The sequence below is a fragment of the Yoonia sp. genome (assembly GCF_017854565.1).
GTDB lineage: Bacteria > Pseudomonadota > Alphaproteobacteria > Rhodobacterales > Rhodobacteraceae > Yoonia.
In genome coordinates this window covers 1-26,774 of record NZ_JAFMHJ010000012.1, presented here as the reverse complement: position 1 = coordinate 26,774, position 26,774 = coordinate 1, and the positions used below count along the sequence as shown (strand labels likewise).

At 59.2% G+C, this 26,774-nt stretch carries 24 protein-coding genes and 1 tRNA gene; 9 read left to right on the top strand and 16 right to left on the bottom strand.

Annotated features, from left to right (window positions below; translation table 11 throughout):
- Nucleotides 1–15: 15 nt before the first annotated feature.
- On the bottom strand, nucleotides 16–777 hold the full coding sequence (gene cobS / locus QZ196_RS07100) for an adenosylcobinamide-GDP ribazoletransferase (RefSeq protein ID WP_296425110.1): 762 nt from the start codon (nucleotides 775–777) through the stop codon (nucleotides 16–18).
- A gap of 77 nt (nucleotides 778–854) precedes the next feature.
- Between cobS and cobT the strand changes: the two genes are divergently transcribed.
- The gene (gene cobT / locus QZ196_RS07095) at nucleotides 855–1,865 is read left to right on the top strand and encodes a nicotinate-nucleotide--dimethylbenzimidazole phosphoribosyltransferase (RefSeq protein ID WP_296425109.1); all 1,011 of its coding nucleotides are present in this window, start codon (nucleotides 855–857) and stop codon (nucleotides 1,863–1,865) included.
- On the opposite strand, the gene QZ196_RS07090 is transcribed toward cobT, so the two are convergent.
- Entirely contained in the window at nucleotides 1,862–3,742 is a 1,881-nt protein-coding gene (locus tag QZ196_RS07090; RefSeq protein ID WP_296425108.1) for a cation:proton antiporter, read from the bottom strand. The genes cobT and QZ196_RS07090 overlap by 4 nt on opposite strands.
- Before the next feature lie 60 nt (nucleotides 3,743–3,802).
- Complete coding sequence (locus QZ196_RS07085) at nucleotides 3,803–4,261, bottom strand: Lrp/AsnC family transcriptional regulator (protein ID WP_296425163.1); 459 nt, start codon at nucleotides 4,259–4,261, stop codon at nucleotides 3,803–3,805.
- Nucleotides 4,262–4,398: 137 nt separating this feature from the next.
- Here QZ196_RS07085 and hppD point away from each other — a divergent pair, with 137 nt between their 5' ends.
- Entirely contained in the window at nucleotides 4,399–5,493 is a 1,095-nt protein-coding gene (gene hppD / locus QZ196_RS07080; protein WP_296425107.1) for a 4-hydroxyphenylpyruvate dioxygenase, read from the top strand.
- Here the strand turns inward: hppD and QZ196_RS07075 are convergent.
- Together QZ196_RS07075 and QZ196_RS07070 are read right to left on the bottom strand one after the other, a co-directional pair.
- Nucleotides 5,490–7,892, bottom strand: a complete 2,403-nt coding sequence (locus QZ196_RS07075) for a hypothetical protein (protein WP_296425106.1) — start codon at nucleotides 7,890–7,892, stop codon at nucleotides 5,490–5,492. The two genes, hppD and QZ196_RS07075, sit on opposite strands and share 4 nt — an antisense overlap.
- A 110-nt stretch (nucleotides 7,893–8,002) precedes the next feature.
- Nucleotides 8,003–9,295, bottom strand: a complete 1,293-nt coding sequence (locus QZ196_RS07070; RefSeq protein ID WP_296425105.1) for an O-acetylhomoserine aminocarboxypropyltransferase/cysteine synthase family protein — start codon at nucleotides 9,293–9,295, stop codon at nucleotides 8,003–8,005.
- An 86-nt stretch (nucleotides 9,296–9,381) separates the two neighbouring features.
- Between QZ196_RS07070 and QZ196_RS07065 the strand changes: the two genes are divergently transcribed.
- A complete protein-coding gene (locus QZ196_RS07065; protein ID WP_296425104.1) occupies nucleotides 9,382–9,804 on the top strand; it encodes a VOC family protein in 423 nt (140 codons plus the stop codon).
- Between the two features lie 33 nt (nucleotides 9,805–9,837).
- Here QZ196_RS07065 and QZ196_RS07060 read toward each other — a convergent pair whose 3' ends face one another.
- On the bottom strand, nucleotides 9,838–10,272 hold the full coding sequence (locus QZ196_RS07060) for a hypothetical protein (RefSeq protein ID WP_296425103.1): 435 nt from the start codon (nucleotides 10,270–10,272) through the stop codon (nucleotides 9,838–9,840).
- Entirely contained in the window at nucleotides 10,262–10,903 is a 642-nt protein-coding gene (locus QZ196_RS07055; RefSeq protein ID WP_296425102.1) for a DUF5671 domain-containing protein, read from the bottom strand. Before QZ196_RS07055 ends, QZ196_RS07060 begins: the two co-directional genes overlap by 11 nt.
- Nucleotides 10,904–11,024: 121 nt before the next feature.
- Between QZ196_RS07055 and QZ196_RS07050 the strand changes: the two genes are divergently transcribed.
- Nucleotides 11,025–12,470, top strand: coding sequence for a ferredoxin reductase family protein (locus tag QZ196_RS07050; RefSeq protein WP_296425101.1), 1,446 nt, complete (start codon nucleotides 11,025–11,027; stop codon nucleotides 12,468–12,470).
- 192 nt (nucleotides 12,471–12,662) lie between these two features.
- Here the strand turns inward: QZ196_RS07050 and QZ196_RS07045 are convergent, their stop codons facing one another.
- Both QZ196_RS07045 and QZ196_RS07040 read right to left on the bottom strand, forming a co-directional pair.
- Entirely contained in the window at nucleotides 12,663–13,664 is a 1,002-nt protein-coding gene (locus QZ196_RS07045; RefSeq protein ID WP_296425100.1) for a hypothetical protein, read from the bottom strand.
- An 84-nt stretch (nucleotides 13,665–13,748) separates the two neighbouring features.
- Nucleotides 13,749–14,042, bottom strand: a complete 294-nt coding sequence (locus QZ196_RS07040) for a hypothetical protein (protein WP_296425099.1) — start codon at nucleotides 14,040–14,042, stop codon at nucleotides 13,749–13,751.
- A gap of 389 nt (nucleotides 14,043–14,431) precedes the next feature.
- Here QZ196_RS07040 and QZ196_RS07035 point away from each other — a divergent pair, with 389 nt between their 5' ends.
- From QZ196_RS07035 to QZ196_RS07020, 4 genes are all read left to right on the top strand, one after another.
- A complete protein-coding gene (locus QZ196_RS07035; RefSeq protein ID WP_296425098.1) occupies nucleotides 14,432–15,532 on the top strand; it encodes an ABC transporter ATP-binding protein in 1,101 nt (366 codons plus the stop codon).
- A gap of 75 nt (nucleotides 15,533–15,607) precedes the next feature.
- A complete protein-coding gene (locus QZ196_RS07030) occupies nucleotides 15,608–16,720 on the top strand; it encodes an extracellular solute-binding protein (protein WP_296425097.1) in 1,113 nt (370 codons plus the stop codon).
- A 117-nt stretch (nucleotides 16,721–16,837) separates the two neighbouring features.
- On the top strand, nucleotides 16,838–18,451 hold the full coding sequence (locus tag QZ196_RS07025) for an ABC transporter permease (protein WP_296425096.1): 1,614 nt from the start codon (nucleotides 16,838–16,840) through the stop codon (nucleotides 18,449–18,451).
- 2 nt (nucleotides 18,452–18,453) lie between these two features.
- On the top strand, nucleotides 18,454–19,341 hold the full coding sequence (locus QZ196_RS07020) for an ABC transporter permease (protein WP_296425095.1): 888 nt from the start codon (nucleotides 18,454–18,456) through the stop codon (nucleotides 19,339–19,341).
- A gap of 27 nt (nucleotides 19,342–19,368) precedes the next feature.
- On the opposite strand, the gene QZ196_RS07015 is transcribed toward QZ196_RS07020, so the two are convergent.
- The 7 genes from QZ196_RS07015 to QZ196_RS06985 form a co-directional block, all read right to left on the bottom strand.
- Nucleotides 19,369–20,298, bottom strand: coding sequence for an AEC family transporter (locus QZ196_RS07015; protein ID WP_296425094.1), 930 nt, complete (start codon nucleotides 20,296–20,298; stop codon nucleotides 19,369–19,371).
- 83 nt (nucleotides 20,299–20,381) lie between these two features.
- Nucleotides 20,382–21,185: an MBL fold metallo-hydrolase gene (locus tag QZ196_RS07010; protein WP_296425093.1), complete on the bottom strand. Its 804-nt coding sequence runs from the start codon at nucleotides 21,183–21,185 to the stop codon at nucleotides 20,382–20,384.
- The gene (locus tag QZ196_RS07005) at nucleotides 21,182–21,970 is read right to left on the bottom strand and encodes a TatD family hydrolase (RefSeq protein ID WP_296425092.1); all 789 of its coding nucleotides are present in this window, start codon (nucleotides 21,968–21,970) and stop codon (nucleotides 21,182–21,184) included. The genes QZ196_RS07010 and QZ196_RS07005 overlap by 4 nt, the downstream gene beginning before the upstream one ends.
- Nucleotides 21,971–21,981: 11 nt before the next feature.
- Complete coding sequence (locus QZ196_RS07000; protein ID WP_296425091.1) at nucleotides 21,982–23,088, bottom strand: DNA polymerase III subunit delta'; 1,107 nt, start codon at nucleotides 23,086–23,088, stop codon at nucleotides 21,982–21,984.
- Nucleotides 23,085–23,693 (bottom strand): dTMP kinase, encoded by a 609-nt coding sequence (gene tmk / locus QZ196_RS06995; RefSeq protein ID WP_296425090.1) that lies wholly within the window; start codon nucleotides 23,691–23,693, stop codon nucleotides 23,085–23,087. Before tmk ends, QZ196_RS07000 begins: the two co-directional genes overlap by 4 nt.
- Nucleotides 23,690–24,868, bottom strand: coding sequence for a D-alanyl-D-alanine carboxypeptidase family protein (locus tag QZ196_RS06990; RefSeq protein ID WP_296425089.1), 1,179 nt, complete (start codon nucleotides 24,866–24,868; stop codon nucleotides 23,690–23,692). Before QZ196_RS06990 ends, tmk begins: the two co-directional genes overlap by 4 nt.
- 30 nt (nucleotides 24,869–24,898) lie before the next feature.
- Nucleotides 24,899–25,771: an SPOR domain-containing protein gene (locus QZ196_RS06985; protein ID WP_296425088.1), complete on the bottom strand. Its 873-nt coding sequence runs from the start codon at nucleotides 25,769–25,771 to the stop codon at nucleotides 24,899–24,901.
- Nucleotides 25,772–26,060: 289 nt separating this feature from the next.
- Here QZ196_RS06985 and QZ196_RS06980 point away from each other — a divergent pair.
- Nucleotides 26,061–26,150: transfer RNA gene (locus tag QZ196_RS06980), tRNA-Ser, on the top strand.
- Nucleotides 26,151–26,774: the final 624 nt, after the last annotated feature.

Here is a 26,774-nt window from a genome sequence, read left to right as displayed (position 1 = left end):
CATCATTGCGCGGCGTTACCCCATCACCGCGACGATCACCAAAAGAACGGCGATTTCCGTGATTTGCTGTGTCGCCCCCAAGATATCGCCGGTCTGGCCGCCGATCTTGGAGCGTGCGACCATGCCGCACAGCAGCGTGGCACCGACAGCCGCCAGTATCGGCCCGACCCCGATGCAGATCAGCCCTATCACCGCACCAAGCGCAACTGCCAACCACGCGGTTGCCGCCGCAGGCCGCCCGACATGCTGGCTTAATCCATCCGCGCGGGCATTGGGCAGGGTGGCCATCAGGACCACCATGCCGGTCCGGCTCACCACGCCCAGACCAATCAAAACCGGCCAATAGCTGCCGGTCGCAACAACCGCCAGCAGCACCAGCCAGCGGATCATCAGCGTCAGCGCCAGCGCGATCACACCGTAAACCCCGATATGGCTGTCCTTCATGATGGCCAGTCGCCGGGTCCGGTCCCAGCCGCCCCAAAGCCCGTCCGCACTGTCGGCCAAACCGTCCTCGTGCATCGCGCCCGTCAGGATCACGGACACCGCCAGCACCAAAGCGGCGACAATCCCCGACGGCAGCCCGGCTGCCAGCAACAGCGCCACGGATGCCGCGCAAATCACCCCGACCACCAGCCCGACCAGCGGATAGGCCCATGCCGCCGCCGCGCCCCGCGCCATGGCGCGGTCGGTATTCACCGGCACCGGCAGGCGCGTCAACAGCCCCAGTGCGGCGGGCAGGTCGTGGATCGTGATCAATCCGGCGTCGCGATTGTCCAAGCTGATGCCCCTTCTGGCCCTTTTCATCCCATCCCTGATCGTTAGACAGGTGCAAACAGTTACGCAACGAGGACCTGATGCAAGCGCCTTTTCAAACACTTCCCGAATTCCGCGAACTGCTTTTGCGAATGCCGCAAACTGACCGGCAGGCAGCCCAAGCCGCGACAGACCGCAATGGGCAATTGACCAAGCCACCGGGTGCGCTGGGACGTCTCGAAGATCTTGCCGTCTGGTATGCGGGTTGGCGCGGCAATCCCCAACCGCTGATCACCGCACCGCAGGTTGTCATCTTTGCCGGCAACCACGGTATCTGCGCGCAGGGCGTGTCGGTTTTCCCGCCCGAGGTGACCGTGCAGATGGTTGCAAATTTTGAACATGGCGGGGCCGCGATCAATCAATTATCCAAGACATTCGGCGCCCGCATGGATGTGCATGCCCTGTCGCTTGATACGCCGACCGCTGATTTCACCCAATGCCCGGCGATGACCGAAGACGAAGTGATTGTTGCCCTGCAAACCGGCTGGAATGCGGTCGATTCGCAATCTGACCTTCTGGTCACCGGCGAAATGGGCATCGGCAATACCACGGCTGCCGCCGCCGTTGCGGCAGCCGTGCTGGGCGGCGATGCGGCTGATTGGACCGGGCGTGGCACGGGCGTCGATGACGCCGGTCTGGCGCGTAAAACTGACGTCGTCGCGCGTGGGCTTGCCTTGCATCGGCCCGTCGATGCGTTACAGGCGCTGCGGTGTCTGGGCGGGCGCGAACTGGCCGCGATGGCCGGCGCGATTGCGGCTGCGCGGCATCACCGTATCCCGGTTATCCTTGATGGTTTTATCTGCTGCGCCGCCGCAGCCGTGCTGGAAAAGACGCAAACCGGCGCGCTCGATCATACGGTGGCGGGGCATCTCAGCGCCGAAGGCGCACATCAGCGACTGCTTGATGCGCTGGGTAAGCAGCCACTTTTGAACCTGGGTCTGCGCCTTGGCGAAGGGTCGGGGGCGGCATTGGCCATTGGCGTTCTCAAAGGCGCGATTGCCTGCCATTCCGGCATGGCGACATTCGCAGAGGCAGGGGTCAGCGGGGCCTAGGTCTTGGTGATCTTGTTCTCGTCGGACTGCTGACGCGACGCAAGCGCTGTCTCCAATTCGTTGTTAAGCTGCTTGGCGCGGGCCACATAGCCGGGAATATCCTGCACCGGCACCCCCGGCTGCCACAGCTCGGCCAATTCGCGTACCGCCTTGCGATCATGCTGATAGAACGTCTGCTCCGCTTCCGCGGCCTCAAATTCGGTCAGGCCCAGATTTTCCAGCGCATAGCGCCCGGCGCGCAGCGAACTGTCGAACATCTCGCGGACGATGTCATTGGCCCCGGCATTATACAGCTCGAACACATGCACGCGGTCACGGGCGCGGGCGATGATGTGCAGATCCGGGCGGGCCTTGCGGGCATAGGCGACCAATTGTGTGGCCGAGGCTTTGTTGTCAATCGCAACAACCAGCACCTTGGCATCCGCAAGACCGGCGGCATTCAGCAAATCGGGCCTTGTCGGATCGCCGAAAAACCCGCGAAAGCCGAATTTACGCATCATCTGCACGGTCGCAAGATTGCTGTCGATCACGACAGTGCTGAAACCGGCGCTTTCGACAAGACGGTTCACGATCTGACCAAACCGGCCAATCCCGGCAATGATGACCGTGCCCTTTTCATCGACTTCATCGTGCTGTTCGTCCTCGGTCTCAACCATCCTGCCGCTCAGGACATCATAGACAATGAACAGCAACGGTGTAATCAGCATCGACAGGGCGACAACCAGCAATAGCTGGCCCGCCAGATCAGGGCTCAGGACACCCTGTTGGGTCGAAAATGACGTCAGAACAAAGCCGAATTCGCCTGCCTGCGCCAGTCCAAGCGTGAACAGCCAACGGTCCTTGCCACGCAGCTTGAACAACAGCGCCAGACCAAACAGGACAATGCCCTTGATCACCATGACCCCGGCGGTCAAACCCAGGATATAGCCCGGTTCACGAAACAGCAGTTGAAAGTTGATCCCAGCGCCGACCGTAATGAAAAACAGCCCCAGCAACAGGCCCTTGAACGGCTCAAGGTCGCTTTCCAGCTCGTGCCGAAATTCCGAGTTGGCCAGAACCACACCGGCCAGAAACGTGCCAAGCGCGGGCGACAGGCCGACCATGCCCATCAGCACGGCGATGGACACAACCATCAGCAGGGCAAGGGCGGTGTACATCTCGCGCAGGCGCGCCTGATGGATATAGCGAAACACCGGGCGGGTCAGGAAAACACCTGCCAAGATCACGGCGGCAACGGCGCCCAGCGTCACAAGGGTCACGCCCCAGCCCGGCAGCCCCTCAACCAGACTAAGCGCTGCGTGCTCGTCATGCGCCTCGTCCAGGGCAAGCTGCATCGATCCATCTGCGGTAAATTTCACCGGCGCGGCAATGGCCAGCAGCGGCAACAGGGCCAAAATAGGGATCACGGCAATATCTTGGGTCAGAAGAACGGAAAACGCCGATCGCCCACCGCCGGTCTGCATCAAGCCCTTTTCAGTAAGGGTTTGCAATACGATAGCCGTCGAAGATAATGCGACGGTCAGGCCAATGGCCAGCCCGATTTCCCAGCTGTGACCCAGCGCCATCGTGGCACCCATGATCAAGACCGTCGTCAGCGTCACCTGCAAACCGCCCAATCCGATCAGCCGGTCGCGCATGTCCCACAGCGCCCGTGGTTCCAGCTCGAGCCCGATCAGGAACAGCATCACCACGACACCAAATTCGGCAAAGTGCTGAATGTCCTGCGCCTCGGTTCCGACCAGACCGGTGAGGGGGCCAATCACAACCCCGGCCAGCAAATAGCCAAGGACCGACCCCAACCCCAAACGCGCAGCCAAAGGCACCGCGATGACCGCAGCGCCAAGATATATTGTGGCTTGGAGCAAGAATGTTTCCATGAACACGGTATTGCAATCCGTAAGGTGATTAGCAACGCGCGATTGTGCCGCGCTGCACTTTCACACCGGCAGCGGCGCGTCCGGTTTCACCCGCTCCATCACGATCTGGCTTTGCACCCGGCTGACCGCCGGATGTGGCAACAGAACCTGCTGCACCAGCATGTTCAGCGCCGTCAGGTCCGCGCAATAAATCCGCAGCAGATAATCCGCCTCGCCGGTCAGGGTCCATGCGCCCACGATTTGCGGTTGTGTGCGGGTCAGACGTACGAAGTCGCGGGCGTTTTCGGGGGTATGTGTCGCCATGACGATCCGGACAAACGCCTCGACAGTCAGGCCAACTTTGTCGGGGTTCAGATAGGCGCGATAGCCAGCGATATAGCCCTCGGCCTCCAATCGCTGGCGCCGGCGGCCAGCTTGGGACGGTGACATATTCAGCGCGGCACCCAGATCCTGTGCGGTCAGCGTGGAATCGCGCTGGAGCGCTGCAAGCAGTTGCAAGTCGGTTGGGTCCAGGGTCATGCGTAACATCCGCGCAAATTTATACAACTGTGCGGCACCATCGCACATATAAGCGGATTTGGCCATGATATTGCGTCAATTCCACTGAAATCACGCGGTACAATGATGTCATATTCAGCTAGAAAAGGAGACATCCCATGGGTCCCTTCCCACATGACGCCCCCAAGGCCACCATCACCGCCGAAAACCCCGCAGGCACCGACGGGTTCGAATTTGTAGAATTCGCACACCCCGACCCCGACACCTTGCGGGCGCTGTTCGCGCAAATGGGCTACACCCACACCGCCACGCATAAAACAAAAGCGATCGAGCTTTGGCAGCAGGGCGACATCACCTATATCATCAACAATGAACCCGGCAGCCACGCCACGGCGTTCGTCGCGGAACATGGGCCGTGTGCGCCATCCATGGGCTGGCGTGTTGTCAATGCGCAGCACGCCTTCGATCATGCGGTCAGCAAAGGTGCGACGCCCTATGACGGACCCGCAAAAACGATGGATGTTCCTGCTATCGTCGGTATCGGCGGCAGCCTGATCTACTTTATCGACCAGTATTATGACACCAGCCCGTACAACGCGGCCTTCGACTGGGTCTCAAACGCGCACCCCGCCGGTGTCGGCTTTTATTATCTCGATCACCTGACCCATAATGTGCACAAAGGGAACATGGACAAATGGTTTGCCTTTTACGGCGACCTGTTCAACTTCCACGAAATCCGCTTTTTCGATATCGCAGGCAAATTCACTGGCCTGCTCAGCCGGGCGCTGACCTCCCCGTGCGGCCGTATCCGGATTCCCATCAACGAAGACCGGGGCGAGACGGGCCAGATCGTCGAATACCTCAAACGCTACAAAGGCGAAGGCATCCAGCATATCGCGGTTGGCGCGCATGACATCTACGGTGCGACCGATGAGATCGCCGCGCGCGGCATCAAATTCATGCCCAAACCGCCCGCCGCCTACTACGAGCTGAGCAAAACCCGCGTTGTCGCCCATGATGAGCCTCTGGACAGGATGATGAAACACGGCATCCTGATCGACGGCGAAGGTGTCGTGAACGGCGGCGAAACCCGTATTTTGTTGCAAATATTCAGCAAAACGGTCATCGGGCCGATCTTTTTTGAATTCATCCAGCGCAAGGGCGACGACGGCTTTGGCGAGGGGAATTTCAAAGCGCTGTTCGAAAGCATCGAAGCCGATCAGATCGCACGCGGTGTGCTCAAGGCGGGTTAGCCCGCAGGCAATTCCAACGCATAGGTGCGGCCACGCTTGACATAGTTCAGCACGCCTTCACCAATCGCTGTGACCTGACCACCATCCAGCGCGCTGCCCACCTCGACGCGCACGTACCGGCCATTGCCAAGCCGGACGAGGGCGCGGCGGTCATTGGACCTGCCATAAACGCCGATCAGATTGATGTCGCGCAGCCGCAGCACGCCTTCCTCTGTCGCAGCCCGTGCGACACCACCGGGTCCGGCTCCTGTGGACGGAGGCAGCGTGATTTCGGGCGTCGGCTGCGCCTGCTGCGGTGCGCGGGGTGTGGCCGTGGTCGCCGTGGCCGCAGGCGCACGGGCCAGCGCGCTGGCCACCACGCGGGCAAAATTCTTGGGGCGCGTCTCTGGGCGACGTGACGCACCAATGGCATTGGGTGTTATGTCAATAAACGGGGCGGCCTGCGTGTCGGACGCTATTCCCGCGATGACAGCCGTGATGTCCGGATTGCTTGGGAAATCCGAAGGCCGCGCTGCGGCAAAAATCGCCGTCGGACGCAGGCGTGGCCGGATGTCCGTCACCGCAGCCGTCGCCTCTGGTTCAGACGTGCTGCGGGGCTGCAACCCGGCAAGGGCAACGCCACCGGCTGTCGCAACGGGCGGCGGTCTGGTGGTATCCGTCGGCCGCAACACTGGCTGCACGGCAGGTTGTCCCGCAATGACCACGACACCGTCGGGGGCAGGGGCCAGCGCTGCCATGCGCGCCAAATCCGCCTCTGACAGCTCGGGGCGCAGGCGCACTTGGAAATCAGGCAGTCCGGCAAAAACCACTGCCCCTTCGGGCGTCAACGCCCCGGCTGATGTCGCCAGAATAAACCCGTCATCATCAATCACAAAACTCACATCGGCAGGCGGCGGATCAGCGGGCACAAGGAAACTTGTCGCAGGCTGCGCCGCCGTCTGATCCAGCGTTGCCGGTTGCCTGATGCGCCCCGGAACCGTCGCCGGGTCGGGCCGCATGATCCCATCCGCCTTGGTCGTGCGCGGGACATCCACAAAACGCGGGGCCCGCTGCCATACACCCGTCGCGGCATAAATCTGCTCTGCCTCCGCCGGGCTCAGAACCCGCCCGCGCAAGACCGGCGCGCCGACGGTGGCCTGCACCGTTTCGGGTAGGGTTGGTTCAGGTGGGCCCTGCACCGGGGGCGGCACCGCATCCGGCGCGGTTGCAAGGATCACCGCCGGGGGAGGCGTCGTGACGATTGCACCTGCCGCCACGCGTTCCGGCCATGTGACCGGGCCGTCGTTGGCGTCAATAGGCGGCAGCCCGGCGATGTCCAGCAGCGGCCCGTCAGGCCCTTTGTCCTGCGTTTCCGCAGCGGGGATGGCCGGTGCCACCGCGACCGGAACAGCATCATTCGTCTGCGACCAGACCACGAACCCGGCCAGCGCCACGCTCGCGGCCAGTCCGGCGCCCCATACCCAAGGCGTATTCCTGCGCACTGCCGCCGTCGGGGCGCGACGGGGTGTTGTTGCCTTTGCAATGGCAGCAAGCGGCGGCGCGGTATTCAGGGTCGGTGCCACCGCGCTTGGTCGTGGTGCCGCCAGCTTGGCCACCTGCGCATGATATTCGGGGATCACCGCATCCATGCGCATCGCATCCATCGCAGCGGTCGCCGCTCGGACCACAGGCGCGGCATCGATGACAGGCGGCGCATGATACTCTGGCACGACCCGGTCAATCCAGATCACAGCTGCGGCAGGCGGTGTCGGGCGCGCAACACGCGGCGCGGCCACCGGTGCCAATAACGCATCCAGATCAAAACCACCCGATGACGCCATGTCCTGTTCGTCCGTCTCAAAGACCAGCAACCGCGACTTGATGCGTGTGCCCACCACCAGCACCGGCAACGCATCGCGCGTCACGCGGCCATCGGCGCCCAGCACCTCTGGCATCATCGCCGTCGGGCCAAAGAATACTTCGCTTTGAAAGGTGAACGGCGCGGGCACCGCGACAAAACACACCGGACTGAACCGGTGGGCGCGGGCAAACGCTTCGGCCTCGTCCAATGTCTCGCGGGCGACAGCGGCGATATGGGTGCGGCCGCCAAACCGTTCGCAGTCAATGACCAGTTCGTCCAGCGCATAGGGCGTTGCGCCATGCAGCGCGCGATGGATATCGCCCATGTCCGTCCGCGTGCTGTCAATCGCGATGTATTTGACCTGATCCAGTGGGATCACGATCTTCGTGCGCAGCCCGCCGGGTTCAATTGCAAGCGCGTTTGCGCGCATCTGTGCAAGGGTCGCATCAAGATCCGCATCGTCGAGGTCAGCTTTGCCAATCAGCCGCCAACCACCGCGCACCCGGTGCAACAGCTGAATTCCGTCTAGGGAAAGCGAAAGCGCGAAATTCGTGGTCATAAAACGCATCTAGCATGTTGATGTGATCGGCAAAACGCGTTTGCCCCCGCCGATAAAGCCTATAGCAGAAACCCGCCCACGCCAAGGGTGCGGGCGGGTTTCCTGGGTGGTTACGCCGTGGCCTTGGCCAGTGCCTGATCCAGATCGGCGATCAGGTCATCGGCATCCTCGATCCCGATTGACAGACGCACGATGCCGGGTCCGGCGCCCGCTGCCTCTTGCTGTGCGGCGGTCAACTGCCGGTGCGTGGTCGATGCGGAATGAATGATCAGACTGCGCGTATCGCCAAGGTTAGCCACATGGCTAAATATCTCAAGGCTATCGACCAGTTTGACACAGGAATCATACCCACCCTTGACGGCGATCGTAAACAAACCACCCGCGCCTTTGGGGCAAATCTTGGCAACCAGCTTGTTATATGGCGAACTTGCCAGACCTGCATAGGTCACGTAATCCACGCGGGGATCATTTTCCAACCAGGTTGCGACCTTCACCGCGTTTTCGACATGGCGGTCCATGCGCAGGCTCAGCGTTTCGATGCCCATCAGCGTGTAATGCGCCGCTTGCGGGTTCATCGTCATGCCCAGATCGCGCAGACCAATCGCAATCCCGTGGAAGGTGAACGCCAGCGGGCCGAAGGTCTCGGCGAATTTCATACCGTGATACGCGGGTTCTGGCTGCGACAGGGACGGGAACTTGTCGTTGGCGGCCCAGTCGAATTTCCCCGAATCGACAACACAGCCACCAGTGACCGTGCCGTTGCCAGTCAGGTATTTCGTCGTGGAATGCACGACCAGCGTCGCGCCATGCTCAATCGGGCGGCACAGGTACGGCGTCGCGCTGGTGTTATCCACGATCAGCGGAATGCCCGCCGCGTCCGATATCGCCGAAATCGCATCCAGATCCGTGATATGACCACCGGGGTTCGCAATCGCCTCGCAAAAGACCGCGCGGGTGTCGTCATCAATGGCGGCTTTCACCGCGTCCAGATCATCAAAGTCCACGAATTTCGCCGACCAGCCAAAGCGCTTGATCGTCTGGCTGAACTGCGTGATGGTCCCGCCATAAAGCCTTGTAGATGCAATGATATTCCGTCCCGGCTCCATCAGCGGAAACAGGGCCATGATCTGTGCGGCGTGGCCGGACGAACAGCAAACCCCGCCGACGCCGCCCTCAAGCGTCGCAATGCGCTCTTGCAATGCGGCGACCGTCGGGTTGGTCAGGCGCGAATAGATATAGCCGACCTCTTGCAGGTTGAACAAGGCCGCCGCGTGGTCGGCATCGCGAAACACATAGGCGGTCGTTTGGTAAATTGGCACTTGCCGGGCACCGGTTGCCGGATCGGGTCGGGCACCTGCATGAACCTGCAGCGTGTCAAAACCATATGTTGGGCCGTCAGTCATTTGTCTCTCCCTTTGAAATTTGTTGGCGCAAGGTGTAGGCGGAAATCTGTGCCTGCTCAACGGCCCATGCGAAAAAGGAACAAAACATGCCTGTCCCCTTCCACCTTGCCTTTCACGTTACCGATCTGGACGAAGCGCGGGAATTTTATTCCGGTGCCTTGGGCGCCACCGAAGGGCGCGCGACCGATACATGGGTTGATTTTGATTTCTTCGGCCATCAGCTTAGCCTGCACCTTGGCACCCCGTTCGCCAATGCCCCCACTGGCAAGGTCGGTGATCACATGGTGCCGATGCCGCATTTTGGCGTCGTGCTGCCGTTGGATGACTGGACAGCCCTGGCGGGGCGGCTTGAAGACCGGCAAACCGATTTCATCATCGCCCCTTCGGTCCGTTTCAAGGGCGAGCCGGGCGAGCAGTGGACGATGTTCTTCCGCGACCCTTCCGGCAACCCGATCGAGATCAAAGGCTTTGCGGACACCAGCGGCGTATTCGCCAAGGTCCAAAGTTGAACCGCGACCCACGCACCCGTTGCCGCGAAACGCCTAGCGTACACGCCCCGTGACACAGCCTGTTTCGGGGTTGAACGACGCATTGACTTGACCAAGACGTTGGTAACTCTGACGCATCGCCTTTTCGGCATCATGGAACGTAGCGCAGACCGCATAGGTGCTTTCCGTAATCCGAGAGTAGGTGTAGGGCGTGCCGGTTTCATTATCCACAAGCACATCGGCGTCGATTTGGATCCCGCCGCAGTATGCCCTGATATTCTCCAGTGTTAATGCGTCGGGCAAAACCGGCTGCAATATCCGCCAATTACTGCAGAAAAGCGCGCTCGAAATCTGCTTGAGATCGTCATAGCGTTGCCGATCGAACGCGTCCCGTCGCGCTTCGCGGGGGCCACCGATGGTGATGATACCGAAAATGATGGCCGCCACGATCATGGCCGTCGCACCACCAAAGAACAGCCTACGTTTCATTGTTGCGGCCTTCGACATCTTGCAAGTAAAACGCGAATATCGCCAAGGTCACAATCGCCACGACCGTCGCCTTCAACACAAACCGCAGCGTTGCCTCACCTTGCAGGAACCCAAAGATCAGGACCGTCGCGTCCCCCAGAAAAGTCAAAGCAGACACGAACAAAGTAATATAAGTCAACCATTTACGGACCGGTGACCGGCGGTGCGTTTCGTGCAGTTCAATGCGCTGTCTGGTGTGGCTGGACATCCATAAATAGACCGGGGCAGACACGATCAAAGTGGCAATCGACCACCGCATGCGGCGCGCGGCACCGATTTCCAGAGTCGCATGATCCGCCGGATCAGGCAGCGCGATGTCCAAAATGGCATGCACAAGCGCAATCAGATGGATGGCGGTAAATGTCAGGGCGGTAAACAGAATGGCATAAATAAAGACGTCATGCGCTGTCAGCTGCGGGCGGGGCATCGGAATGGGGGGCTTGAAATCGCCCTCGGAAAATGCCTCCAACGCCTCATTTATATCGCGATTTGACCAACCCGCTTGCCGCAGGGCTTGCCGGATGTCCTGCCGGGACCGATCCGCCAGCAATGCGTCACGGACAAACTGCCCCACCGGATCTTTTGTCTGCATGTGCGTTCCCCCCCCCGGCGCGCCGCGATTGCGAAAACCTGTTGGGGTCTCAACCGCATCGCTATGATATTACAGGCGTATTTGGACGAATGGATTGACCCAAGTCAAGCAGCGCCCGCCTTTGCCCCCCCTCGCGGGCCACTACGACCACCGTTGCGGGGCCGGGGCCGGCCCATCGGTTCAGACCCGCCTGCAACGCAAGCCCGAACGCGCCTTGCGCAAGATCAATGCGGCGCGGTGCGAATACCGGCAGAAAAAGGGCATGAAGCAAATCTTTCTCGGCGCACTTTACCTTGTCGTTGTGGCTTTGCCGCTTGCGGTGTCGTGGATATTCGGCGGCGGGCCACGGCCATGGCGCCAAGAACTGGCGACAGGTCTCGGCATGCTCGCCTTTGCCATGATCCTGGCCGAGTTTGTGTTGTCGGGCCGCTTTAAACGCATCTCGCGTGGGGTTGGCATGGACGTCACGATGCGCTTTCATCAAATCATGGCCCGGACCGCGCTGGCCTTGGCACTCGTGCATCCGTTTTTATATGGCGGCACCCCCGCAGGCGGCCCAAGGCCGTGGGACCCGACCCGCATCCTCAGCGTGACGACGGATTTTTCCATCCTTGCCACAGGCATCGCCGCATTCGTGCTGCTACCAAGCCTCGTGGCTTTGGCAATCTATCGCAAATATCTGGACTACACTTATGAAACATGGCGCCTGATACATGGCATCGGTGCCCTGCTTATCGCCGGATTGCTGCTGCACCACACAATTTACGCAGGGCGCTACAGCGCCGAACCGCAGGTAATGTGGCTTTGGATTGCGATGACTGCAATCGCGGTCGGATCGCTGTTTTATGTCTACCTGATCGCACCGCTGCGCCAGTTGTCGCGGCCATGGTATGTTGCGGCCATCACTCGCTTGTCGCCCAAACAATGGGGGCTGACCATCGCGCCCAAGGGGCACGGCGGCATGGCCTATCAGGCCGGGCAATTTGTCTGGCTGAATGTCGGGCATACGCCGTTTACCTTGCATGAAAACCCGTTTTCCATCAGCTCGGCCCCCGCCGTCGGTCCAGACCTGTCGTTTGTCATCAAAGAGCTTGGCGATTTCACCAGCAGCCTTGATCAGATCACGGTCGGGGACCGCGTGTATCTGGACGGACCGTTCGGCCATGTCACGGTGGCTGGCCGCAGCGAACCGGGCATCGCGTTGATTGCGGGAGGCGTCGGTATCGCGCCGCTCATCGGGATTTTGCGGCAGGTGCGGCTGACAGATGATCCGCGGCAGCTGCGTTTGATCTACGGCAATCGCCGCGCCGATCAGATACTGTTTCGCGATGAACTGGCAGACGAGGACGTGACATATGTTGTGTCCGAGCCGCCAGCCGACTGGCACGGACACACCGGACTGATCGACGGCGCATTGCTGGACGATGTTTTCACGCCCGACCAATTCCGCGACTGGCTTTTCGTCCTCTGCGGTCCGCCGATCATGATGGACATCGTCGAAGCGCAGCTGATGGTGCGTGGAACACCATCCGATCATATCCTGTCAGAAAAGTTTTCCTATGATTAGGCCGCTGAAACGTCGCAGCGCGCAGCAGCGCGCGTCATTCGCCATCTGGATGATCAACATCATCCTTTGCCTGATGCTGGTCGCCTTCGTGCTGCGCTGACGGCGGATGTGTCTGTCCTGCAATCGTATGTACGCTGTATTTACAGGTCCTGTACGCCATACGTATGGCCCTGCGGGGGCAAGCTGCATGGCCTAGCGCATCCAGAACCCGGCAGCCTTGATCTTGTTGCGCAGCGCTTTTTCGTGGCGCGGCATGTCGTTTGGGTCAAACAGGGCGCGCACCTTCTTGCCGCGCCCTTGATAGATCATACGCTTGAACGGGTCATATTGTTTAAGCCATTTTTTGATCTTATTGGGGCCTGCCGCATCCTCCAACAGCGCGACGGTTCGATCGCTTTCGCGCGCATAAAGCAGCGGTAATGTCCGGTAATGACAGGTTATTTCGCCGTCCAACCCGGCCAGCTCCGGCCCCGGACGACCGCCGCCGAACGCATGGATCACCAATGGCAGCACCACCTGATCCAACCACGGATCAAGCGGCTGAATGACCAGCGCGTTTGGCGGATCATCACGCACCGACACCGCATATTCGGTGAACCGCGCCCCAAACGCGGCGGGGTCCGCACCATAGAACCAACCGGCATTGAAATACAGATACCGTTCCCAATATTCGTCCGGCTTGCTCAGGTCCAGCGACCCCGCAAAGTCCAGCCCGAACCGGTCATAAAGCGATTTCCAAATCGCCGTATATCCGGGCCAATACAGCTCTTCCACCGGCCAAGTGCCCTCGCGTTTCATGGACGCTGCGGGGCGGTCAAAGTCGAAGGGCAGGGCGCTTAGCTCAGCCATGACCAGCGTGTCAGTGTCAAAGAAAACAAAGGGTTGCCCCGCCGGCAGCGTCTTTAGCCCCTCGATCTTGTTGCCATAGGGATATGATTGGCCAAAGTGGGTGGACGTAAACGGCACCACCTGTGCGCCCATCTCGGCCAGCGCTGTCTTTATGTCTGTGGACATCCGCGGATCGCCATCCCAAAGCGCACCCGGCTGTGGCTCTGCAACGATCAATTGCCCGCTGAACAGCGGCGAATTTGCCCGCAGCGATGCCACGAAAAGGACGGCCTCATACTGCAACCTGCCGGCCTGACCGACAATCAAGATATTGAATGGCCGGTGTGTCGTCTGCGTGTGCGCCATGCTGTGTCAGTCCCGCGGTGTCGTGCATGCTGTAGCGCTGGGCGGGTGCTGTGGCAACCATCGTGGCGGCGCAGTTTTCCGCTGTTAATGAAAGTGAAAGAAGTCCGACGTATTGATAATCGGCAACCACAGAACGCGGTGATGGCGCATGATCGTGGTCAGGTAGAATAATAGATAACTGGCGATTGCATTGATTTCGCTCGGATTCTTGATCTCATGACAGCCCCGCAGGCCATCCTCGATCGGGGCTATCGGATATTTTTGGCGCATGACGTCGACTGCGTCAGGGTGCGAACCCCGCGCGAAACGCTGGTGCAGCGCCGGATTGGCAGTGTTCTTGCCCTGATTCAGATCATCGCCCGCAAGACGGGTCGGCATTGTGCGACGTTGGATGCGTTCGAGCCCAAATTCGACAAACGGATATCGGCCCGTGAAAAGCCCCCGGCCGGTCGGGCAACAACCCGACCGGGACCGTTGATAAGCTTGGGGTTGTGACGTGCGCCGGAATTTCGTCATAAAACGTGCGGGCATTCGACATTTTCGAATCTGAAACGCGTGCTGGGGTGAATATAATGCGCTATTTGTCCTGCCAATTATGCCTTTCTCGGGTCAATTGGCCAAAAAACTGTGAAAATTTACGCTATTTGACTGTCTTGTCGCATGTGCTGCGCCTTTTCGGTCTTTCCGGTTGCATAACCGGGGACCGCTTGTTTTAGTTCTGAAATGAAAAGTGCAGAAAAATCTGCCGGACGTCAGGGAGACTGGATGTGTCACAATCCGCGAACAACACCGCGTTTGTTGAATTCGAACGTGTGCAGAAAAGCTATGATGGTGAGACGCTGGTCGTCAAAGACCTGAACCTGTCGATGCCCAAGGGTGAGTTTCTCACCATGCTTGGGCCTTCGGGGTCGGGCAAGACGACTTGCCTGATGATGCTGGCCGGTTTTGAAACAGCAACCCACGGGCAGATCCGGCTTGGGGGCACGTCAATCAACGACATCCCGCCGCACAAGCGTGGCATTGGCATGGTGTTCCAGAACTACGCGCTGTTTCCGCATATGACGGTGGCGGAAAATCTGTCCTTTCCGCTGGAAGTCCGTAAGATGGGCAAGGCCGAGCGGGAACAAAAAGTAATGCGTGCGCTGGGCATGGTACAGATGCAGGACTTTGCGGGGCGCCGTCCCGCGCAGTTATCGGGCGGTCAACAGCAACGGATCGCGCTTTCGCGGGCGCTGGTGTTTGAACCCGAACTGGTGCTGATGGATGAACCGCTTGGCGCGCTGGACAAGCAACTGCGCGAAACGCTGCAGTTTGAGATCACAAATCTGGCGCATCAACTGGGCATTACCGTGGTTTATGTGACCCATGACCAGACCGAAGCGCTTACCATGTCCGACCGCGTTGCGGTGTTTAACGATGGCCGCATTCAACAGCTTGCCCCGCCAGACGAGCTTTATGAGAAGCCGCAAAATTCGTTCGTTGCGCAGTTTATTGGCGAAAACAACACGCTGGAAGGCGTGGTGCAGGAAATTAGCGCGGACGCTTGCATTGTACGGCTCGACAGCGGTGACATCATTGATGCGCTGCCCGTCAACGTATCAAAGGTGGGCGATCGCACAAAGGTATCAATCCGGCCCGAGCGTGTAGAATACGACAAAAGCCGTTTGCGGCCCGGTGCGCATACACTGAAGGCGGAAGTGCTTGAATTCATTTACATGGGCGATATTTTCCGGACACGCCTGCGGGTGGCTGGCACGGATGATTTCATCATCAAGACACGCAACGCGCCTGATCAGGTACGGCTGACGCCGGGCACCCAGATCGAAATCGGCTGGTTGGAAAAAGATTGCCGCGCGCTCGAGGCGTAGCGGCGGAATAGGGCTGCCATCGCCCGGACGGCGGCCTTGCAACACACAAAACGGGTATGACAACGGGAGTATCAAATGAAACTGACCAAAGCATTTATGGCAACAACGGCACTGACAGTGGCTGGCACAGTCGTGATGGCCGCAGGCCACATGGCTGACCAAATGACCATCGTCAGCTGGGGCGGTGCCTATTCGGCATCACAGCAGGCCGCATATCACGACCCCTACATGGCCAATACTGGCGTGACGATCATCAACGACGAAAGCTCTTCCGAGGCAGTGGCCAAGCTGCGTGCGATGAGCGAAGCGGGCAACATCACATGGGATCTGGTTGACGTAGAAGCCGCAGACGCCATCCGCCTGTGCGACGAAGGCCTTGCGATGGAAATTGACGCGGATGAGGTGCTCGCACCCGGCGACGATGGCTCGACTGCAACCGACGATTTTGGCGATATGCTGGTAAATGATTGCTTTATCCCACAGATCGTTTTCTCAACGACCTTTGGCTACCGCACCGACATGGTGCCAGAAGGCGTTGCACCGCCAAGTGGCGCATGCGACGTGTTCGACCAGGAAACATATCCCGGCAAGCGCGCGCTGAACCGCAACCCGGTTGCGAACATGGAATGGGCATTGCTGTGCGATGGCGTTGCGTATGAAGACGTCTATGACCTGCTGGAAACAGACGAAGGTCAGGCGCAGGCATTTGCCAAGCTTGACACCATCAAGGACGACACCGTCTGGTGGACATCTGCAGCCGAAGGCGTTCAATTGCTTGCAGATGGTGAAGTCTTCATGGGGTCCACCTACAATGGTCGTCTGTTCTCGGCCATCGTTGAGCAGAACCAGCCGATCGGCATGGCATGGGACTGGCAGATGTTCGATCTTGACGGTTGGGTGATCCCCGATGGTCTGTCGGACGAGCGTCTTGCACGTGTCTTGGACTACGTAAGGTTCGCAACCGATACACAGCGTCTGGCAGATCAGGCCAAGTATATCTCTTACGGTCCGGCCCGTCAGTCGTCTGCACCTTTGGTCAGCACACACGCTACGCTGGGTATTGATATGGCACCGCATATGCCGACAGACCCGGCAAATGCCGAAAACACCTTTGTGAACAACTACACTTGGTGGGCAGATTATCGTGACGATCTGGACGCCAAGTTCCAAAGCTGGTTGGCACAATAAGCGATTTCGTAAGGTGGGTTACAACCCACCTTACGACACGACTTCTGGGGCGCGATCAGAGAACGGTGGACATGCCAATGGGCTGTATGATCGTGCTGAGGGAAAAGGGCTAAGACAATGAGCGAAGTGATGCTGGCCGCAGATGGCCGCCCTCTCAAGGCCAGCCTGAACAGGGCTTTGCGCCGTCAAAAACTGCGTGCGCTGATGCTGATCGCGCCGCTGCTGATATTCATTATGCTGACATTCATTATCCCGATCGGGCAGATGCTGTTCCGATCGGTCGAGAACCAGATTGTCGGCGATACAATTCCGCGGACAGTCGCCGCTCTCGCCGATTGGGACGCAGAGGCAGAGCCGGTCCCCGGAGAGGATGTCTTCTCGGCCTTCGCCAAAGACATGATGGTTGCGGTCGAATTGAAGCAACATACCCGGTTGGGTAGCCGTCTGAACTACGAAGCCTCTGGTCTTTCGTCGCTATTCCGCAAGTCGGGGCGCCGTGTCGACGACATGGGTGAAGGCTACGCGGACCAATTTGCAGCTGTTGATCCCGCTTGGGCCGACCCCGCGACATGGGTCACGTTGATGGCGGCCCCAAGGTGGGTGGAACGGCAGGCTGCCTGGGATGGTGAGGGCGCCGAGCCAAAATTCATTCTCTCCGCGTCCATCACTGATGATTTACCTCAGACGGCCAGTATATATGCCGATTTCGCACGGGTGACCCAGTCCGAGGACGAAGAAAGCCCAACCGAAGAAACGCCATGGAACGTTGTCTATCTGGCGCTGTTCGAGGACCTGACCGCTAATCCTGACGTGCAGATCGCAGGGCCGGTGGGTGATCTTGTCGCCGCAACTGTCCCGCAATTGGCGGCATTCACCCAAGAAGACATTCGCGCGGCGTTTGTTGCGGCCGATGACGGCTGGGAAGAAACCCGCGTGTGGAAAACTATCCAGACCTACAGCGCGCCCTATACAGATGGGTATTTCTTGAATGCGATCGACCTGCAAAAGACGCCGGATGGTGTTGCGTGGCAGCCAGAGAACGAGCAAATCTATATCACGTTGTTCTTGCGGACGATGATGATGTCCGTGTTGATTACGGTCAGTTGCATCTTGTTGGGTTACCCAGTGGCGTGGCTGCTGGCCAATCTACCCGCGCGCAAGGCTAACATGTTGATGATACTCGTTCTTTTGCCATTCTGGACATCGCTTCTGGTGCGTACATCCGCCTGGAAGGTGCTGTTGCAGCAGCAAGGCGTGATCAACGATACACTGGTTTGGTTCGGGCTGGTGGCCGACGATAACCGTCTTGCCCTGATCAACAACGCCACAGGTACGATCATCGCAATGACGCACATCTTGCTGCCTTTCATGATCTTGCCGCTGTATTCCGTCCTGAAAACCATTCCGCCTTCATACCTGCGTGCGGCCAAATCGTTGGGGGCTACGAACTGGACGGCATTCTGGCGGGTCTATTTCCCGCAAAGCGTGCCCGGGATTGGGGCGGGGTCGATCCTCGTGTTCATCATCGCGATCGGTTACTACATCACACCCGAGATCGTGGGCGGCACCAAAGGTGTCTTTATCTCCAACCGGATCGCCTATCACATCTCGACGTCTTTGAACTGGGGCCTGGCGGCGGCACTTGGTGCGATATTGTTGGCAATGGTCTTGTTGCTGTACTGGGCTTACGACCGCATCGTAGGCATTGATAACGTGAAATTGGGAGGCTGAGAATGAGTGCGCTTCCGCCATATGCGACGACCGGTCAACGGATCTGGTACTATAGCTTTCGGGTGATCGTGGGGTTAATCCTGTTCTTTTTGATCGCACCGATCCTCATCATTATCCCGCTGTCGTTTAACGCGGAGAATTTCTTTACGTTCACGCCAAAGATGCTGGCGCTGGACCCAGAGGGTTATTCTCTCAAACATTACCGTGACTTCTTTTCCAATCAGGATTGGATCAGGCCCCTGCAGAATTCGCTGATCATCGCGCCATTCGCGACGATCATCTCGGTATCGCTGGGAACATTGGCCGCGATCGGGCTGAGCCAAAGCCATGTGCCGTTTCGCAGGGCAATCATGGCGATTCTGATCTCGCCGATGATTGTGCCGCTGATCATTTCGGCCACGGGCATGTTCTTTTTCTATAGCCAGCTGGGTTTGTGGATGGAAGATAGCCTTGGGCTGTCGAAGTCACTGACTGGCTATATCAAAGTGATTTTGGCGCATGCGGCACTTGGTATTCCGTTTGTGATCATTACCGTTACGGCGACACTTGTCGGCTTTGACAAATCGCTGACCCGCGCTGCGGCAAACATGGGCGCGACGCCGACTGTGACGTTTTTTCGGGTGCAGATGCCATTGATTTTGCCCGGTGTGATTTCCGGTGGGCTATTCGCCTTTATCACATCTTTTGATGAAGTGGTTGTTGTGCTGTTCGTCGGTGCGGCGGCCCAGAAGACACTGCCATGGCAGATGTACACGGGTTTGCGCGAGCAGATCAGCCCAACCATTCTGGCTGTTGCCACGGTACTTGTAGCGGTTTCGGTGCTGATGTTGGCGACTATCGAAATCTTGCGGCGCCGTTCAGAGCGGTTGCGCGGCATGTCACCGGGATAATCATTTTTCTGGAAAAATGACAGGGCGTCAGGGCAACAGAGCCAGCCAGCACCAGACGGTAAGGATTGACGCCCCGGTCCCGACCAGCACCGCAGAGGCGGCGACCCGTTTGGCTTTTCCGTACATATTTGCAAAGACGTAGGCATTAATGCCCGGCGCCATTGCGGCTGTCAGCATCGCAGAGCGGGTCTGCGGGATACTGAGGTCGTTCACTTGGGCAATAGACCACACGACGGCCGGGTGCAGGATCAGCGACACCGCAACCACGTAGAGGATTGCGCGCATGTCGCCTTCAGGACGGTAGCGGTATAGCACGCCGCCAAGTCCAAAAAGGGCCGCTGGCAGGGCCGCACGTACCATCAGATCCAGCGCGTCCGTCAGGACCCCCGGGACAGGGATGCCGCCCAAGTTCACAATGAAACCCAGCGTGATGCCAAGGATGAGCGAGTTGCGGAACATCGCGCTCAGGACTTTGGCGGGAAGGGCCGCGATACTGCCGCCCCGGTTGCGGGCGATTTCCATCGCGGTGATACCGACGCCGTAGCAGAACGGGGAATGGATCGCGATGATGGCGTAATTTGCCTCAAGTGCCGAGGCACCATAGGCCCGTTCGGTAATCGGTAGCCCCAGCAACAATGAATTTGAAAAAAGACAGCAAAACCCGATGGCGACGCTGTCCTCCCAATCGCGTTTGAACAAGAACCGCGCGCCCAGAAGCCCCGCCGTGAAGCCGGCCAGCGCCCCGGTATAGAATGTTGCGAGAAGGGTCAGGTCAAAGTTCTGGCCAAGGTCGAGTGTCGAAATGGCCCGGAATAGCAAGCAGGGGATGGCGAAACCTTGGGTGAATTTCATCAGCCCGTCAACGCCGCTGTCGTTGAAGTAGCCTTTCCAGACTGCCAGATAGCCAAAGCCGATGACAAGGAAGACGGGCAGGATAACGTCAATCAAAGCGGCCATGGTCGGGTGTTTCCAAGCAGAGCGGCCAAGCCGCATTTATTTTTTTGGCCTCCGGCGGGGATATTTTTGCTCCGAAGATGTGATCAGGAGATCGGGTAGGTCAAGGTCATGCCGTCATATGCTGGGTGTATGTGGGCGGGGGTTTCTGCGGCAACCGTCGCATAGTCTAGATCGGTGTGCATGTTCGTCAGGATCGCCTTTTTCGGCTTCATCCGGTCAATCCACTGCAGCGTGTTAGCCAGATGCGAATGGGTCGGGTGCGGATCATGGCGCAGGGCATCGACGATCCAGCAGTGCAGGTTTTCGAGCTTTGGCCAGACGGCATCTGGAATGGTGGAGACATCCGGCAAATAGGCCACATCGTTGATGCGGAAGCCAAGCGCGTTGATAGAGCCGTGCGCCACTTCGAACGGCGTCAGGGTAATCGGGCCGCCGGGTCCGTCGATTGTAACGTCGCCGTTGATGGTGTTCAGCTCGCAGATCGGCGGATAGGCCGACCCTTTGGGTTGGACGAAGGCGTAGCCGAAGCGCGACAACAAAGCATCGGTTGTGTCGCCATCTGCCCAGACCTGCAGCCGTTCGTGCATGTTGAAAACGATCATGCGCAGGTCATCAATCCCGTGCACATGGTCGGCATGCGCGTGCGTATAGACCACCGCATTCAGTGTGCCGACGTTGGCGCTGAGAAGTTGGTTGCGCATGTCGGGCGATGTGTCGATCAGCACGCGGGTTACCGCGTCGCCGCTGGAGCGTGTGATCAGAAGTGAACAGCGGGTCCGTTGGTTTTTGGGGTTGCTGGGGTCACAATTCCCCCACAGCCCACCAAGCCGCGGCACACCCCCCGAAGATCCGCAGCCAAGAATGTTGAAGGTCAGCGTATCGGTCATAGAGCGGCCTTCCAGAATAGCCGGTCGAAGTTCGCAGTGGTTTGAGCGGCGAAGTCTGCATAGTTCAGATTGAACAGCGCGGCGCCTACTTTGGCGGTGTGTGCTGTGTAGGCCGGCTCATTCCGCCGACCCCGGTGCGGGGGTGGGGCAAGGTATGGGCTGTCGGTTTCGACGAGGATGCGGTCAATCGGTGCGCTTGCGAAAATATCGCGGAGTTCCTGGCTCTTTGGGAAGGTCGCGATACCTGACATGGACAGGTAGAAGTCCAGATCAAGCGCCGCTTTGGCCAGTGTCGCACTACTGGAAAAACAATGCATGACGCAGGTGTAGGCACCATTGCGATGCTCTTGTGCGAGAATGCGGGCCATGTCGTTATCTGCGGCGCGGGCGTGGATGATCAGCGGCAGTTTGGTTTCGCGCGCGGCGGCAATATGGATGCGCAGCGATTGTTTTTGAATATCCGCGCTGTCGGCGGTGTAGTGGTAATCAAGACCAGTTTCGCCGATGCCCACAAACTTGGGATGCTTGGCCAGTGCAATGAGCGTGTCCACGGTGGCCAACGGTTCGTCGGCGGCGCTCATCGGATGGGTCCCCGCAGCGTAGAAAACCGGGGCGTAGGCCTCTGCGATGGCACGCACCTGAGGTTCGAGCCGCAGCCGCGTGCAGATCGTCACCATGCGTTCGACACCTGCGTCCAGCGCGCGCTGAATAACGTCCGGTCGCTCTGCGTCGAAATCTGCAAAGTCGAGGTGGCAATGGCTGTCAACGATTGTGGGTTGCGTCATGGGAGCCGCCTTTAAGCTGCGGCGACACCTTGCGCCGTCTCTTCGATCTTAAAGATCATATCAAGGATCAAGGCGGCAGGGTCAAGGTTCACTGCACGTCCATGCCGCGCGCGTTGCGACAGGTCTTGCTGCAACTGCGCCCACTTTCGGGCGGCGTGGTCATTGGGGGCGATGCGTGCAAGCAGGCGGGCCTCGCCCGGTGCGCCCTGCGCATTGGGTTCGCCCATCAGCCCGGCGCGCGCCGCGCGCGACAAAAACAGGTCCATCAGATCAAGGGTCAAGCCAAAGCGTATCTCGGCCCCGCGCCCGGCGCAGCTATCGGCAAGTTTCAGGGCTGCCTGCCGATTCATGTGGGGCAGGTCCTCGCTCATTTTGACCAGCTCGGCATAGAGATGCAGGCCGTCGTGATTTAGAAGCCGGATTGCATCACCGGCAGAACCACCCGCAAGCGTGGCAAGGCTTTCGGAATTCTGGGCCGCGTGACCCGCCTGTTCAAGCGCCTTTTGAAGGTTGTCTGCCGACAACGTGCTGCATCGCAGCTCCCGGCAGCGGGACCTGATCGTGGGCAGTAGCCGCGAAGGCCGGTGTGCGATCAAAAGGATCGTGGTGTTCGGGGGGGGTTCTTCCAGTTCCTTGAGAATGGCATTTGCGGCGTTTCGGTTCAGCTCGTCTGCGGCATCCACGATCACCACACGGCGCCCGCCGTCGGCGGCAGACAGTTGAAAGAACGTCTTGAGGTTACGCACCGCATCGACGGTGATCTCGGATCGTAGTTTCTTGGTTTTGTCGTCCCAAGGGCGGCGGATCAGTGCAAGGCGCGGGTGGGCACCGGACTGGATCAGCCGGGCATCCGGGTGCTGTGCATCCACGTCAAGGGTTGGGTCGCCAAAAAAGCCAGTGTCAGGGTTTGCCAACAGGAACGTCGCGATCTTCCAGGCCAACGTGGCCTTGCCCACGCCGCGCGGGCCGGTGACCAGCCAGCCAGAGTGCAGGCGGCCTGACGTGTAGGCATGAAGAAAATCAGCCTCGGCTTTGGACTGACCAAATAGCGTGGCCGTTTTGCGCGGATGCGGCGCGCCTTCGATCCGGTCGGGTTCTGGGATGCCGTCATCCGTCATGCGAAGGCCGCAATTTCGCGGGCAATCTGATCGGGTGTGCGGTTGCCGTCGATCACGATACAGCGGCTGGGGTCGGCATGTGCGAGCGCGAGAAAGCCATGGCGCAGGGTTTCCTGAAAGGGCAGGCCGAAATCTTCAAACCGGTCCTCGCCAGATTTGCGTGCAAGGCCGCGCTGCAATGCTGTGGCAGGGTCCATATCAATGATAAACGTCAGGTCCGGCTCGCGCCCGATCATCAGCGCATGCAGCGCATCGACCTTGGCGCGCAGGTCGCCGCGTGTTGCGCCTTGGTAGACGCGGGTACTATCGGCGAAGCGGTCTGATATCACTGTCTTGCCAGCGGCCAGTGACGGTTCAATCATTTTTTCAAGGTGATCGCGGCGTGCGGCGGTGAACAACAATATCTCTGTCTCGGCGGACCAGCGGTCAGGGTCGCCGGTCAAGACAAGCTGTCTAATCTCCTCGGCGCCGGGGCTGCCGCCGGGTTCGCGCGTCAAGACAACCTGAATACCCTGATCTTGCAGGTGTTGCGCAAGGCGCCGTGATTGCGTGGATTTGCCAGAGCCGTCGATGCCTTCGAAGGTAATGAAACGCGGGCTGGTCATGCGCCTTCGGCTGCCTGTTCCGCGCCGGGTCCGAATTTCTGCCATAGTACATAGGCGGCTGTGCGCAGACGAGCGCTGAAGCCGCCGCGCGCAACATCGGCGTCCGCGACCAGCGGCAGGCGCTTTTGGGGAAGCCCGTCAAGCGAAACCACCAGTTCGCCCAGTTGCTGACCTGCGGTAATCGGCGCCGTGATCGGCCCCGCAAAGACGACTTCGGCATTGACCTCGCCTTGGTTCAAGATCGGGACCAACAGCGACAGGTCATCGGCCACAGTCAGACCGACCGTTGGGGCATCGCCCATCCAGACGTCTGCTTCGGCGATGCGGGTGCCTGCGCGTGCAACATCTTTTTGCGCAAACTGGCGGAAGGCCCAATTCACGAGCTTTTCGGCCTCTTCTGCGCGGTCGGATTGGCTTTCAAGCCCGGTGATCACAAAGATCACCCGTCGGTCTCCCTGTTTGGCTGAACCGACAAGACCGTAACCCGCCTCTTGTGTATGGCCGGTTTTCAATCCGTCCGCGCCGATCCCCAGCGTCAGAAGCGGATTGCGGTTGCGTGAGTTCGAAGGGACCCGATTGTCAAAGGCGAACTCTGTTTCAGCAAAGAGCGGGTAAAAGGTCGGGAAATCCGAAATGATGCGATCCGCCAGAATGCCAAGGTCTTCCATCGACATCCTATGCCCGGCAGCAGGCCAGCCGTTGGAATTGGCAAAACTGGAATTCATCATGCCCATCTGTTGCGCGCGCTGGGTCATCATCCGGGCAAACCCCGCCTCGGTGCCGTCCGGTGACAGGGCTTCCGCCAGAACTGCGCTGGCGTCATTGCCCGACAGCACAATTACACCGCGCAACAGATCCTCTACCGAGACGCGGTCGGTGGTGTCCAGAAACATGGAAGAGCCTGCGTAACCAGCCGCATGGGCAGAAACCGGCAAGAGTTCATCAATCACCAGACGCCCGTCGGTCACGGCCTCGAACGCCATATAGACGGTCATAAGCTTTGACATTGATGCTGGCGGCAGCGGGATGTCTTCATTCTTTGCCAGCAGTACTGTGCCTGTTGTTTGGTCAAACACATAGGCTGCCGTTGCGCGCGTATCAAAGGTCTGCGCAAAGGCGGCTGTGGCACTCAGGCTGACACCCAAAATGACAAATCGGATGGTGGACATGATCATTTGCCAGATTTTCCTTTTCCCGGAACGGACTTAGCTTTCAATGGCAAAAGCATCTACAAAGCCAAGATCTTTGATTTGGGCCAGCACCGCCGCCCGTGCGGCATCGTCTTCGGTCGGGCCTGACACGACACGCCAGACGGTGCGCCCGCCCGCCTGTTCCGCCAAGACAGATGTCGCGATGCCTGCCGTGCGTAGCATTTCAGCCGTGCCACTGGCATTGCGTTCAATGCTGAAGACCCCGATTTGAACCATTGGGCCTGACAGCGTAACCGGCGCAACAGCAACTTCAGCTTCTGCCGCGACGACAACAGGCAAAACGGGTGCTGCAGGGGGTAGGGACGCTTCCACTGCAGGTGCTGCTGTGTCAGCAACGGCTATGGGCGCTGCTGCGCCCGGGGCGGGATCAAGAGGTGTCTGGGCGATGGTCGCAGGTGCGGCAAGATCAGCGACAACAGCATTCACCGGTAGCGCGGCTTTAACGGCAATATCCTCGCGGCGTAGCACGACAACACTGATTTGGGTCGGTGCGCCGGGCAGAATGCCAAGGGCGTCGGCTGCATCTGAAGATATCTGCAGTGGCGGCCCCGGATTTTCTCGCTCGCGCCGAAACAACGCGCCTACCACGGATTTTTCGTTGGCGGGGTTGCGGATCACGACGCGTTCGGGATCGGTCACATCCGGATGTGCGACCCAAATGCCGCCCAGCGACGGACGCCCATCCCAAAGGCCGCGATCCGTCACTTCAAAGACGTCCGGACGCTCAACGTCTTGTTCGACCGTGCGGGCCGGGGCCGGGGTTGCTGCGCCTGCCGTGGTTGCATTTGGGGTGCCGTCACCGGATGCAAACGTGAAGTCGCCGTTTGCGTCGCAGGCCGCGAGGCTGAACGCAGTCGTGATTGCCATCGATATAGGGAGTTTGCCCCACATGCTTATTCGCCTGCCTGTCATTCGTCGCCCCTTCGTTTGCGTCCTGTTTTTCGGGCGCTCATGCCGTTTGTGGCCGTTTTTATTCTTTGTCACGCCTGTTCCCTGCAAAGATCCCAGCCAGATTGCAATAGGTACGTGCGTGCCTAGAGACACATTAGCGCCCGTTTTGGGATTTTGGAAGGCTGATGGCGGAAAAGTCGGCGGATTTCCCCATGGTGTAAAGCTGCTTTTCGAATCATAAATTGGCCGCTAACAGGGACATGTCGGAGGAGTGGCAGAGTGGTTGAATGCACCGGTCTTGAAAACCGACGTAGGTGAAAGTCTACCGTGGGTTCGAATCCCACCTCCTCCGCCAAAGCGTATTGTTTTCAATGGGAAAAACGGAATTTATTTATCTGTACCCACATAAGACCCCACATTGAAAAAACGCTTATAAGAAGCTGGTTCTACATGCTAGTGAGCCACCCTTGTGCGACCAGTACCAAACGCAGCATCGCTCGACTTGCCCAGCGAGGTATAAATTGTAAAGCCGGCAATGGCGGATGAACAAGGTATGGACGCAAGGGGCCGACAGCGCACCACATCGGTCTACCTTGTCAGAAAGCGGGACAGCTATGTTGTCGTCGCCCAGCTTTCGCCAGAGTGCACAGCGCGCCTTGTTGACTGAGGGCAGTAGTTGGGCGCGAGGGCTGAGCAAGCGGCCGCGCTGCGCTGCTTCTGAAATCTTGATTCAGCCGCCCGCGTATGTCGTCCCGCGAGATTGCGGAACTCTGCGACAAACTGCACGTCCATGTTTTGCGTGACATTGAGAAGATGAGAACGGCAATGCAAAAGTGAGCCACGGAAGTGGTGAGATTGTCTTGCTGCGGGCAGAGTAAAACTTTGCCACTTTGGCCCTTTCTGTTTGCAGGGAGGGCGGGGGTATTTTCAGCGTGGAACTTTACAGGAAGGTCCGCCTCGCGCGTCGAGGCGGCATGAG